The sequence below is a fragment of the Nostoc sp. NZL genome, assembly GCF_015714705.1.
GTDB lineage: Bacteria > Cyanobacteriota > Cyanobacteriia > Cyanobacteriales > Nostocaceae > Nostoc > Nostoc foliaceum_A.
Genome location: NZ_WBKL01000160.1, coordinates 1 through 13,007, shown reverse-complemented (window position 1 = coordinate 13,007; position 13,007 = coordinate 1). Strand labels below are relative to the sequence as shown.

Genomic DNA, 13,007 nt, shown 5'->3' with positions numbered 1-13,007 from the left:
TCTACCAAAGTCGCCTTTCAGAGTACATACCTGACAATCTAATTAACTTTGGCACTGTAGTTTCCTACAGTTCTCTGTCTCATTCATAACATAATTGATTAAAATTTGAGATATTATAAGCTGAACTTTATCCAATTAAGTAGTCTAAACAATTTTATGTATCAAAAGGACTTAAAATACTAGATTTTGATGCTCTATGTTGATTAAAACAATTAATAAAGAAAAATAATTCGACAGTTGATCTTGATTTAACTCTCCTTGCTTTAGCTCTTGCTAAAGATTGAAATTATGTCTGTAACTCACACATTAGGAGTTGACTCCACGATTAAAAAGGAGGAAAAATAAATGAGTAAGAACGGACTTCACACCTTTGCATTCCACACAAAAGACGAGACTTCAGATCGGGTAGCTAATATATTGCGGACTGAAAGACCTTCGTTAGCTGCCTTCGCCACGACAAAAGCTGTAGGTCTGCGTAACCTTGATCCAGAAACAGCCGCTCGTCAGTACTTAAATCAGGCTCTGGCAAGTAAGGAACTGCCGCAGTTTACTGCTCCAGAAGTGAACAACGCCACTTGTGAATTCAAAATCCTTGGCACCGAGACATTGCCCCTTACTGAGACGAAAACTGTAAAGTTTCGTCAAACATACAACAAAATTCCAGTTTACGGTTCCTTAATCACTATTGAGATGGACTATGGGAACGAGCTACTTGCAGTCAACTCGTCACTGGGAGAGCCGATAAATGTAGACACCATAGCGCAGATTTCACCAGCCGAGGCGTTGAATAAGGTTCGTGACTTAGCGGGATATGGATTGAAACCACTCGAAGCAACACCCCGTTTGTGTTACTACTTCGACACCGCAGTTGATCGATGGCGCTTAATATACGTAATTGAGGATGTACGCCAACAAAGTCGGGAGAAAACACAAACAGACAAGCATATACCACTGTTAATGGACTACTTAATTGATGCACATAATGGCGAGATCGTTGCTAAATTACCTCGAACGCCGAGTGTCGCTGTTCTAGATAGAGCCTCTCCTTCTCAACAACAGGTTGAAGAAGCACTAGACGGTCTTGAAAAGCTTCGTAAAATTTCATGCTTAATGACAGGAGATAGGAAAACATTACAAGACCTTGATTTGAATGTTCATACTTACGACTTTGAATTTCGGGACTTGAATTCGGGGTTATTACCAGGTAATTATGTGGGCAAACCACCAGAGTGGGCACCAGGAGCGATCAGTGCCCACGCGAACGCAGCGGTGGTAGCAATTTTCCTGCGGGACGTTCTCCGTCGCAATGGTATTGACAATATAGGTGGACCGTTAATTTCCAGCATCAACTGTATAGTTGCAAATGAAAGTCCGGACGGTCAGGAGTGGCGGAACGCGGCCTGGGTAGAAGGGCAAATGGTGTATGGTCAAAGGAAAGTTCGTGGACAGCTCCGTTCTTATGCTGTAGGGCTTGATGTTGTTGCCCACGAGATATTCCACGGAGTAACTGATCGGACGGCACGGCTCCAGTATGCGGGGGAATCTGGAGCTTTAAACGAATCCTACTCAGATATTTTTGGGATCATTGTCTCTAATTTTGAAGAGCCAAATCTGTCTGCATGGAACTGGGAAATGGGAGAGGAACTTCAAGGTACGGGGATACCGCTCCGGGATCTCAGTAACCCTAGCAAATATCGGCAACCTGCACATATGCGAGATTACCTGAACTTGCCGATTACTGAAGCTGGTGACTGGGGAGGTGTTCACTTCAACAGCGGCATCCACAATTTAGCTGCCTACAAAATTATGACAGCTAAGGATAGGCAAGGAGCTTATCTGTTTGATCGCAAGAGTCTTGCAGCGCTTTTCTACCTAACATTAACTCAGTATCTGTCTCGGACTTCCTTATTCAGAGACAGTCGGCGGGCGATTGAACTCGTTGGTCGCACCTTGTTCAGAGGGGATGCAATTGAGGTTCGGAATGCAAAGTTGCAGGCGATCGCCCGCGCCTTCGATGCGGTAGGAATTTCGATTTCTGGTCAGGAACAACTACTAGATGGGAGTGTCTTCTCAGGAGATACAATCACGCGATCGCAACAGTTAGGCAATGGCTCACCACGCATAGTTGGAAACCATTATCTCGTATATGTACATGGGATTAGCCAACATAGAGAGCATTATTCCGACAGTTGGTGGCAGGCGTTACAACCGCACGTCGGAGAAGTTTTCAAGAATGGAAACCTTGGTGACACGCGCTTGGAGGTGCTATGGAGTCATTTAGTCAATACCGAAACTTTTATCAATGCTGTCAATGCAGTTGATAACATCAAGCAACAGCAACTGCGGCGAGAAATTATGGCTATTTTAGAAGATCGACGGCGACAAGAACTAGTGACAAATACCAACGGTGGTTTCCACAGAACTTCAGCAATGCAGACTCATTGGGTAGAAAGCAATGCAGCGGCTCTGGCAATTGACGACTTTCTCATTTATATGTTAAACAGCAGAATGCGCCAGCGCATCATTGATTGCTTCACAGATGTTGTCAAGCCTCTTCTGATTAATAACAACCAAATCGACATCATTTCTCACAGTTGGGGTACTGTAGTCGCCTACGAAGGATTGCGAGAACTTGAGGCTAATGAGCAATTTTTACAAAGATATGTCTCGAACTTTTTTACCGTAGGTAGTGCTTTATCAATTGGAACGGTGCGCGACTTCTTACGCCCAGAAAATAGAGATGGTCGCCGACCCTCTATGGTAAACAAATGGATCAACCTTGATGCCAAGGGTGATCTCGTTGGCGGTACTTTATGGGGTATGTTCGATATCAGTGAGGAAACTCTAAAACTTAACCCAACAAGTTGCTCACAACAATGGTTTGGCTATGATTCAGTTTGTGCACATAATTCTTACTTTGTCAAAGAAAACATAGCTGTTAACCAGGAAATCTTTGCTAAGAACATACTGGCGTGACTATTAGAAACAGTTACAGAATACACATATTGTTTTTAAATCTGGAGGGAGCTTTCTGAGACGAATAAGCCAATCCACTGAATTGCCGGATCAACATCACGCCCCCACCGCCTAAGTCATAGACCATCCCAGATAAGAGTGGATTCAATACTTTTCGGTTAAACCCAATAATCTCTCTTTTGGTCTGAGGAAAGGTTAAAGGGCAATGGGGAAAGGGAAATTCAAACCCTTTCCCTTTCCCCATTGCCCTTAACCGAAAAGTATTGAGAGTGGATTGACATCAGCAGGATTACCTTTCTGGTATTGCAGAACTCTGGCTTGTGCTGATGTGGGAAAGACAGCGATCGCAAAACAGAGAGTCAGGATGAACACGCCTAATGATTTTGCTAGATATTTAAATCGATTCGAGGGGGAATAACTGTTTTTCCTGTTCACCTTCATAGTTTCCTCCTATTCTCCTGGTGGGAAATTAGTCAGTTGTTTGGCATCTGCGATCGCAAAACCTCGGCTTGACCTCAGGGATCAGGGATAATTCGTCAGAATCAAAAATTCGGATGCTGAAATCGGTTGGATTTCAACATAGACAGTTCCATCTTGTTGCTGCACCAACACTGTTGATCCCACTTTGTGAGGACCTGTGTAACCCGGCAGATTTGCCACTTCAGCCGTATTCAGAATCACCGTCATTGAACTTCCGATCACGTTCAGATTGGCATCTACCAAAACTCTTGCTCCCCGATTATCCGTTCCATGACTGTTCAGCACACAAACCGCCTCTTCATCATCTAAAACCCGTGACCAACCGATAATTTCCCCACTCCGTCCGTGATCACCAAACGGCAAGTTCAAGAAGGGAATCGCGATCGGGCGCAAATACTGCCGTCCCAATCGCAGCACTGGGAACTGCTTACGGATTGCTGCCATTGCCGCAATCCGGACATAGGCAGGGTGATTTGGCTCGAAACAATGAGCACCTGCTGTCCCAAATGGCCCGAAACCAGGTAAGTTTTGATCGAGGGCTTGCAGTCCCGCCACACCAGATTGTCGGGGATGCTCTGGACCAAACATCGCCTCCCGTAAATAGCGATCGGATTTCTTCCAGTCGGGCAACCACCTCCGTTCAGACGGTTCTGGCCCCGCCAATACCTGCTCAGTTCCAGCGTAAATGCAGGGCACTCCCAATGTAAACAGTTGCAATGCTACTCCGGCAATCAGCTGATGATCCGATGCAGCTTCACTGGAAAAGCGGATTTTTTCACCAAATACATGATCGTGATCATCCAAAATTGAAACATGCCGCCGTCCGATATTCCGATGCGACCCCATTACAGCTTTCCCTGGATCAAACCCGTTAAAGTAGGCTCTTGGATCTATCAGCCCTTTGGCAACCAGGTTAAGATTTACCCGCATCTCGGCGATATCCAGAGCAGCGTTTAGATTTTGCCCCACCACATCCAGATAGCGGTCTTGGTTATAGTCTCCGCCTGCTATTTCTCCCACTAGAAAGAAGTCACTCTTACCTAGATTGGCTGCAAACTCCTTAATAGTTCCGCAAAAATTTCGGGCTTGTTCATAGGTCACATGCTTGAGTGTATCAATCCGAAAGCCATCACAGTCCGTCAGCGCAATCCAGTATTTATAACATCGGGCTAAGTTATCTAACAGATGGGGATACTCCAACTGGAAATCTCGTAGTGTGATGAAATCCGAACGCCGGAATTCGGCATTGGGATCATCCAAGTCTCCTCGCCCCAAATCTCCCTTGCCAGCACGAGTGTAGCAATCTGCTTCCTGAAGTTCCCTCGGCCACACTCCTTCTGCGCTCGTTTGAGGCTTTACCGCAATGGGTTGTCCGCGATCGCCTAGCCATGAGCCAAACTGATACCAACCAGACGTATAAGGTGGTTCCAATTCTCCCCCAGGAGTATTCGGAGCATAGAGCCAGTTAGATCCTGAATGGTTAAAAATGATATCTAGGATAATGCGTAGTCTCTTTTCGTGGGCTTTATTGACCAGACTGACCAAATCTTGGCGAGTCCCAAAGCGAGGATCGACCTCTAGAAAATCTTGAATGCCGTAACCATGATAGCTATCCAAGTGACCCCGTTGTTGAAAAACTGGACCTACCCAGATCGTCGTCATGCCCAGTTGCTTCAGATAATCCAGTTTCGACTCTAATCCTTTGAGTGTCCCACCCTGCCAGCGATCGCCTCCCGACTCTGCCCATTTATCAAATCGCCAAGACTGCCCATTCGGTAGATTAGGGCGAGACAGATTCAGTTGCTGTCGATTCAGCAGAGGACGTGTATCTTCTTTACCATCGCTAAAGCGATCGGGTAACAGAAAATAAAGCACTTCATTTCTCCAATCCGCAGGGGAGGGAAAGTAATTCTCGCGTCGAGGTAAAGAAAAGTCTTTTAGACTCTTCGGTCGCTGTGTAGCTAAATTTTGATCAACAAATGTCATAGGAATTATCTCAACACTAGTAAATAAGTTTACTCAGTGGAACTATTTTCTGTTTCGACGAAGACTATAAATTTTCTCCGCGACTTACTTAGTTGAATGACTAGCTATGTGTTGCAACGCGGTAATACTAGGTATAAAACAGTAAGCTCCTCCTTTGGTTGTGATGAATCGATCAAAACCCGTCAACTTGATGGAAGGGTTGTCTGGGGAGACGGGAATATCGAATTGACCACTTTTATTGTCATTAGCACCAATCAGAGGAGCTTTAGCATCTGTAGGTAAACCAGCAAAATCTCCTTTATTCACCCACTCTTCCATGACAAATTCAAATTGACGTTTGAGATTCACACAGATGAATAGACCTAGCAATCCCCTTTCAATGCCATCATTAGGAGAGTTAGGATTATAAAGAGACCCATAGGGAATTCCCCTACGGATGAGTCTGTGAATATTTGTTACCCCTTGTATTTTTGCCGCACGAGGATTTGTGCGTCGTATATGTGAACCAATCGGACATTTATATCCTTGTGGATCATCAGAATAATCAAAATTATTAAATTGTTCGTAAATAATTGATTCTTTAGGAGGGGTTAGTTGATCAGCATCTGGAGAAAGGTCTAGAGGGACACCATTGCGCCATCGTCCACACATTTTAGCTGCCAGTTTGTCTGAATCAATTGTATCTTTTTGCTCTTGAAGAAACTTTTCAAAGCCAGCTACATCTTGTTCCAGGACTCGAAAAGCAGCAAAACTACCATTCAAGCCCAACTCCGGAGGTGTCGGTACGTAGTAAGGAGCTTTTTCATCATCCAGCAGGATAAACTCATAAGCAGGAATAATAGGTTGGGGATCGAGGGATTCTGAAAGTCCACGCTTTGTAGGAACACCTTCTATTTTCGGCTGTGAAATTCCATCTTTGTAACCAAAATGAACTATATCGCTGGGTTGGCCTTTCTCATCAGGAAGTTTAGCTCCATCAAAGCAAGATAACTCTTTAAGTGCGTCTCCTTCCTTAAAGAGCGATCGCAGTTTATCCGATTGCTGCTCTAACACCTTACTATCTTGAGCATAGAGCGAGAGCAAAACATGAGTATTAGATGTTCCTAATCCACCTTTCCACTTGTCAGGGGCACTCTCTCCAATATCGCCTATTTGAGTTGCTTGAGCAATAGCACCTTGTCTAAATGATTTGTAGTTGGAACCGGAAAAGGATTTACCAATATCTGCAACAAGTTGGAGAGCGTTTAAACCTTCAAAAGTAAAGCCAATATTTAAGCAATAACTCGGTTTTATGTCCCACCATGCAGCAGTGGTGATCTGAGGAATTGATTCATCACTACCGCTTACCAAGCTACCAATAAATTTCTTTGCGCCCTTCGCATCTTTAATATATAGAACAAAATGTCGCACATTGTTCATGTTATAGCCACGGATAATATAACCCTGGATATCACTAAAGTTAAGCTGCGTTAGAGTTTTTTCATTTGTCATAGATTTTCTCAATTTCAGAAGTAGGATGTTTGACAAATGGAGAATTATTGCCTTAAACTTGGCGACAAAAAAGCTTACATCTTCTGCCTTTTTGCTCAGTCCAGCTCTAAATAAAAGCGTTACCAAATAGAACTTTTCAGATTAATTAACTACAACTTACTCTAGGGGTGTGGTTGCCACTAAAGTAAGTTTTAGTTTAAAGGATGTTTGAAAAGTCCACTTGTCAGTATCAAAAGTTTAGATCCTTCTAAATTACCAGATTAATTGGGGGACTTTGATTCCGGTTCCCCCTGATTTATCGAAGGGTTAGGGGGGATCTAAAAGTGCATAAAGTCACAGTGAAACACTTTCCAGATAACCTCTTAGCAGTTAGACGCAAGTTGACGAATTTTAACCACAGTTAAAGTAGGATAAGCACTATACCAAACTTTTACTGGTTGATTATATTTTTGTATATAATCAGCAAAAGCTTCAGAGTCTTTTTGGACTGGAATTAACCCTTCAGCATTTTCTAAATGCACTAACACTGTATTGAAAAAGTCACCAACCACTGCAACAAAGTCATCAACATATTTATTAAAATCTCCGTCATAGGCGGTAAAGAGTGCAAATTTAGCATAATACTCTTCCCCTGATTCTGGCGTAACTTTTTCGAGGAACATAAAACGTCCAAAATGTACTGTGCCAATCTGATCTAGTGCTGTTCCAAAAGTCCCAGTTTCTAAAATTTCCTTTAGGGCTTTATAGTTTTCTGGCACTGGTGTCTTAATTGGGGCAACAAAGCTTAATGGATGTTGTTCTGGTTTAGTACTCATGATCATGACTCCTTAGTATTTTTAGAACTGAACGCGGGTATTGCTTGTTGTGGCTATGTCCATTTAGTTTTTATTAGTAAATAAGATGCGTTTCTCGTGACCTTTTAAGTGGACATACAAGGGCAAAGTTTTGGCTATTTAATGGTCTGCTTTTTACGCTGTACTGTACTAGACAGTAAGGGGCTAATACCGAACTTTTCCAGCACCATGTCGGACGTTTGCAGTGCGCCTTCAACCCAACCCTGATCGTCTGAATAGGCTTCACCACAGATGTAAAGTGAGCAATCAGTGCCGAGCGGTTGGATAATTTGTTGCTTCACCTCCCAACTTTTTACACCGATATTCCAACTATTCCATCCACCGCCAAACGGGTCATCACCCCAGTCACGGAATGCGGCGTTCTGCACATCCGGTGTATAGTTGAGACCGTGGATGATCCCAAGCTGGCGTGCCACCTCCTCAACCATCGGTGCCGGTGCCACGTATTTGTCCCATTCGCTGTTAAGCTTTTGCTTGCTTGACCCCAGGTATGGATTTTTCACTAATTCCGCAACCTGCCGACGCGCTTGCCAAGCCTGATGCCGTCGTGGGCGGAGACCGTCCCAGAAGCCGATGTCTGTGCCATCATCATAACTTGCCATCAGCATCGACGGCCCCTCGGTGGCTGGTTTGCCGTCGTCTTTCGGCCAGTAATAGGTTTGACGCACCGGCAAGTCTGTGACTGTTCGTCCAGACTCAACTGGAATGAATTTACCATCGTCCGTGTAGCCTGCTGCACGCCACCACGGGTTAGTATAGGTTGTGAAGAGCTTGAAGAGTGGGTGCGGTGTGACGCTGGTGATCAGGTGCTGAATCTCCAGCAGAGGCGGACTTGTGGGCACAAGCAGATCGAGTGAGCGGCGCGGCATAGCGAGGATCAATGATTTTGTAGCGATCGTTTCTCTCTGGATGCTCAGTTCAAATGTGCCGTTTTTCCAATCGAAGCCGTCGAGCCTAGTATTGAGCCGAATTTCGCCACCAGCTTTGGAGAAAAGCTGCGCTAATGATTTGGGCACCTCCTGAAATCCTTTCTTAAAACCCTTGTATTGCGGGTCAATGCCAAAATCGGAGAGATACCAGGGAATTGCATCAGCGGCATTCCAGTTAGTGAGTGTTGAGTTGTAGCCGCCGGCATCAATGCCGAGTTCGTAAGCTTCACCGCTGATGATGCGTATTAGCACGTTCCAAAAGCCTTGTTTCCATAGCGGTGTTCCAGCAAAGCTCGCGTTATGCGCCATCTCTCGGCGTTGAGATTCAGTAAGCTTTGGATTTGTGATTCCCGGTACAATCTGCTCAATCGCATTGATGATGATGCTGCCTGCTGTACCACCACGTTCCAGAAACGAGAGATGATACGGCACTTTATCCGGTTTGATAGTGAAATCGGAAAGCCGAAGATAGACGCCACGGAGATAGGCGATGTTTTGTGGTTGATCGACCGGAAAGTCATACAACTCAATCTGCTGCTCTAGTGGGAGGACTTTATTAAGCTCTTCGATGAGCTTTGCGATCAGTGGTTGCGGAACTTGGGAGGATACGCATCCCCCCAAGTTCCGCAACCATGTTTGAAATATCGGGCGGGCGCACTGAGAGCAAACGCCCCCCAATGTAATCGCTCCCCTCGAAGACAACGATATTTTGATCTGGGTAGGCTTGTTTGAGCCGCCACGCACTATAGACGCCTGATACACCACCACCGACGATCGCAATATCGATTTCTGCCATGATTTGTCATCCTCTATTGGTGTTTGGTTTAGAAAATAATCGGAACATTCACCGCTGCGCCAGGAGCCTGCGTCCGCAAAAATGATTTTTCCGCCTGACGATGAAAAAAGTTGAGCGGCGGTTGTGCGGTATAGCGTGCAGACATCTGCTGGGTCAATGGCGTTGAAAGCGTGTCTTTGGCAGTTCGTACATCGAGGATATACGAGCGTCGGGTCTTCAATACATAATCGATGCCGCACCGTACAGCAGAACTAACGTCCTGGGAAGTCTTTACAATCTCACCATCTTGACCACCGAAGGCCTTCGCCAGAGCTACAAAGTCGAGTTTTGGCCTCTCAATTCGCAGATACTCAGGGTCGTTAGTCTTCGGTTTCCAGCCATAGCCAGGTGCAGAGCTATATGCAGCAACGACCTGTTGCAGTCCGCTTTGCAGTGTTTGGTATTCCTGATTGTTCGTAATGATATAGAGTATGCCGAGTTCGCGGTGTGCCGCAGTCCACCAAGTTTGCGGATAAAACAGCGATGAGCCATCACCGACGGCGTTAACGACCAGGCGCGTCTCAATGCCTTGCCAACCAAAGCTTTCGAGTTTAATTCCCAGAGAAGCAGGCATTGACCAGCCGAGGGAGCCGCCAGCTACGCAATAGTAGCTAATAGGTGCGGCCCCATCATTGCCAAGTGGAAGAAAATACTGGAACGGTGCTGGATCGGAGACTGCCTCATGGACGTACACAAACTGTTTCTCCAGACCGCGCTCCTGAATCGCCTCGCGGAGCGCGTCAGCAATGACAACAGCCCAAATCTCATCTTTTGTTAGCGCTAGTTCCAAATATTGTTGCCACTGTTGATGTCGCTGGACATTGAGTTGTCGCAGATTCTCGTTGCGCTTTACCGCCTCTGCCGGGGGATTCTGACGAACAAGGTTGTTGATCAGTGGGAGTGTTGTTTTGATATCGCCGAGAATTCCCACCTTGCTATAAGAGTTCTTGCCGATGTCCCAGGTGTTATTCGTCAAATAAATCTGCTGAACACTGGGGGGAATCAGAGGACCGTCGGAATACTTGAAGACTGTAATCTGAGCTTGAAGACCGAAGCCGCAGAAAAAGGCAACATCATGATCCTGAAATACTTGCTGCATTCCTAATTGGGTACCAGGGAGTTCTCCCTGCCAATGGAAGTCATCATTGGGGAAATTCGCCACGCTACTGAAGGTCTGGAGTAGTACTGGCGCGCCAAGGAGTTCTGTCAGATCCTGTAACTCTGACCAAGCATTAGCATAGCCAACCGCATCACCGGCAATGATAATCGGGTTCCTTGCTTCTGCCAGCAGCAAAGCCGCTTGCTCGATTGTTGATGAGTCACCAGTGAAATGAGGCGATATCTGCGTGATCCCTGGAATCCGATCTTCGGCATCAATGTGGCGCATTGTAAATTCCCACGGGATGGCGACGAGCACTGGACCGTTAGGCGGCGCGATCGCCTCTTTGAACGCACGCTGTAAAACCAGCCCAATTTCCTCGGGTGTCCGAACCTCATGTGCCCATTTCGTGTACTGCCGTGCCAGATCAACGAGGTTTGAGGCCAAGAGTGGCTCTTGTGTTACTAACTCATTTTGCTGCTGGCAACAAAGTATTACTAAGGGGACATGCGATCGCCAGGCGTTGAAAAGATTACCGATGCTATGAGCGATACCCGGTGTAACGTGGACAACAACAACGCCTGGTTTGCCGCTCATCCGTGCCGAACCCATCGCTGCACCGATGGCGATGTTTTCATGCAAACATTCAATATATTGGACTTCATTTTCTGGATATGATGTGCCATCAATAATTGGAATTTCGTTTGTACCTGGTACACCAAAAATGTAGTGAATGCCTATCTCACGCAGAATGTCGAAGATGTAGTCGCGAGTCCAGCGTTCTGGGTGTTGTATAGTCTTATTTGTCATACTTCTTTATTATGCGGATTATGCCAAAACGGTAATAAATCAAAAACGCAAACCTGATTTTGTCAGCCATAGGTGGAAGAAATACAGTTCCGCTTCTAGAGTGTGCTTGATGTTTTCTGCCGAAAGCGGTACTGTTCGCCGTCAAATAGAAGATAACCTACGGGAATATTTTTACCTGGCAATGCCTCGACGATTTTCTGTCGGATAACACTTTATTTGTAGTGCTATGAAATTAATGTCGCTAAACTTTTAAATTGATCTAATTCCCATCCCAGCGATGTTATGGCACTTTGGATTCCTTATAACAACGGCGGGCAAAAAAAAAAGACTTATACTGTGTGCGTATAATGGGCTAATGCTTGATATAGCCTGACTTAGCAGGGTACATTATAGAGCGACACTAATGTGTTAACAACGATAAATAATTTGTTATTCGACAAAAGAACAAGCTCAATACATAGTTGCTAGTATTTTCAAGATTATATGAATGCTATAAAAGTGAATGTAATAGTATAAACTTCTTTACAAAACGCGATATGCGAGTATTGTTTCGTTATAAAAGGATGGTGTACGAATGATTGAAAAGAAAAATCCCACAATCCTCATCTGGAGAGAGAAAATCGTCACCAGTGACTAGAATGAGGGAAAGATTTTTTCTATTGAAGAGTTTATCATTGCCGTATTTTGTTGTATTGACACCTTGCTAATTGAAATCACCTAAATTTACCCAATCAAGAGACGAGGTTCTTCTTAATTAGTATCATTTTTCAGCAATACTATACTTTTGGCCTACTTATCCTCTAACTTTAGTTAGAGGATTAAGCCATTGAGCTTATCATAATGAAATTATGTATCGAAACATGATTTAGATATCAAATACCCAATTTTTTAAGACTAGACATCTCCAGAGATGATATGAGGGCGAACGGTTGTTCGTCACTGAGGATTTTGGGTAACGCAGAATCAATTGTTCGGGATGTCTACTTAATAACTATTGGAGATTCAGAATGTTGCTCAAGGAATAGGATTAGCTTTCAGTCTGAAAGTTTTTCTGTCTTACTGTGAAAATTCAATTACGGGCTTAACAATAGTTTTGGTTCTACTCCTAATTTTATTTATTAAAAGTAGGATTTAGGTATCTCTACAGATATTACATGTCTTAGCTGAAGTTAATCACAAACTACTACAGAAGAACCGATACTTAATAATGCTTTTAAAAAATCAGGTTCTGCGATGAACAAAGTTTTTCTAATTTAAGTTTCTGTACGATTGCTACCAGAAAGCATCATTGAATAAAGAGCATTGTAAATAATTTTGAGAAAGTTAAATTAGGGAGCATCCAGTTTTGGAAGATTTACCATTTCTGAGAAAATGTAGAAGGAAATAACCCTGTGCGATCGCTGACTATGAGCCAAGAGAAACAAGAACGGATCAAAGCCTGCTTACAAGAACTGGCAACATTACTGTACTCGGAAGCTGATAAGAGTCAGTTAATAGACCTCGAAGGTATAGAAAAAACAGTTCGTAGCCAAATATTGGAATATGTC

The 13,007-nt window shown here is 44.4% G+C and carries 8 protein-coding genes and 1 pseudogene; 2 read left to right on the top strand and 7 right to left on the bottom strand.

The genetic code is table 11. From position 1 onward, the window contains the following. Positions 1–345: 345 nt before the first annotated feature. Positions 346–2,976 (top strand): M4 family metallopeptidase, encoded by a 2,631-nt coding sequence (locus F8R90_RS23155; protein WP_196512631.1) that lies wholly within the window; start codon positions 346–348, stop codon positions 2,974–2,976. Positions 2,977–3,225: 249 nt separating this feature from the next. Here F8R90_RS23155 and F8R90_RS23150 read toward each other — a convergent pair whose 3' ends face one another. The 7 genes from F8R90_RS23150 to F8R90_RS23120 all read right to left on the bottom strand — a co-directional run bounded on the left by F8R90_RS23150 (position 3,226) and on the right by F8R90_RS23120 (position 11,460). Beyond that, complete coding sequence (locus tag F8R90_RS23150; RefSeq protein WP_196512630.1) at positions 3,226–3,417, bottom strand: hypothetical protein; 192 nt, start codon at positions 3,415–3,417, stop codon at positions 3,226–3,228. An 81-nt stretch (positions 3,418–3,498) separates the two neighbouring features. After that, on the bottom strand, positions 3,499–5,442 hold the full coding sequence (locus F8R90_RS23145; RefSeq protein ID WP_196512629.1) for an alpha-amylase family glycosyl hydrolase: 1,944 nt from the start codon (positions 5,440–5,442) through the stop codon (positions 3,499–3,501). An 84-nt stretch (positions 5,443–5,526) separates the two neighbouring features. Further along, positions 5,527–6,933, bottom strand: a complete 1,407-nt coding sequence (locus tag F8R90_RS23140; RefSeq protein ID WP_196512628.1) for a Dyp-type peroxidase — start codon at positions 6,931–6,933, stop codon at positions 5,527–5,529. Positions 6,934–7,295: 362 nt separating this feature from the next. Then, positions 7,296–7,748, bottom strand: coding sequence for a hypothetical protein (locus F8R90_RS23135; protein ID WP_196512627.1), 453 nt, complete (start codon positions 7,746–7,748; stop codon positions 7,296–7,298). A 134-nt stretch (positions 7,749–7,882) separates the two neighbouring features. Then, entirely contained in the window at positions 7,883–9,241 is a 1,359-nt protein-coding gene (locus F8R90_RS23130; protein WP_196512626.1) for a flavin monoamine oxidase family protein, read from the bottom strand. A gap of 31 nt (positions 9,242–9,272) precedes the next feature. After that, entirely contained in the window at positions 9,273–9,512 is a 240-nt protein-coding gene (locus F8R90_RS23125) for an NAD(P)-binding protein (RefSeq protein ID WP_196512625.1), read from the bottom strand. 28 nt (positions 9,513–9,540) lie between these two features. Next, positions 9,541–11,460 carry a thiamine pyrophosphate-binding protein gene (locus tag F8R90_RS23120; RefSeq protein ID WP_196512624.1) on the bottom strand — a complete coding sequence of 640 codons (1,920 nt, stop codon included), beginning with the start codon at positions 11,458–11,460 and terminating at the stop codon, positions 9,541–9,543. A 1,406-nt stretch (positions 11,461–12,866) separates the two neighbouring features. Here F8R90_RS23120 and F8R90_RS23115 point away from each other — a divergent pair. Next, positions 12,867–13,007, top strand: a pseudogene (locus F8R90_RS23115) (ISKra4 family transposase); the annotation flags it as partial.

Bases quoted from the DNA above. Each gene is read 5' to 3' on its own strand.
- F8R90_RS23120 (WP_196512624.1), bottom strand. From the start codon at position 11,460: ATGACAAATAAGACTATACAACACCCAGAACGCTGGACTCGCGACTAC.
- F8R90_RS23150 (WP_196512630.1), bottom strand. From the start codon at position 3,417: ATGAAGGTGAACAGGAAAAACAGTTATTCCCCCTCGAATCGATTTAAA.
- F8R90_RS23155 (WP_196512631.1), top strand. From the start codon at position 346: ATGAGTAAGAACGGACTTCACACCTTTGCATTCCACACAAAAGACGAG.
- F8R90_RS23140 (WP_196512628.1), bottom strand. From the start codon at position 6,933: ATGACAAATGAAAAAACTCTAACGCAGCTTAACTTTAGTGATATCCAG.
- F8R90_RS23125 (WP_196512625.1), bottom strand. From the start codon at position 9,512: ATGGCAGAAATCGATATTGCGATCGTCGGTGGTGGTGTATCAGGCGTC.
- F8R90_RS23135 (WP_196512627.1), bottom strand. From the start codon at position 7,748: ATGAGTACTAAACCAGAACAACATCCATTAAGCTTTGTTGCCCCAATT.
- F8R90_RS23145 (WP_196512629.1), bottom strand. From the start codon at position 5,442: ATGACATTTGTTGATCAAAATTTAGCTACACAGCGACCGAAGAGTCTA.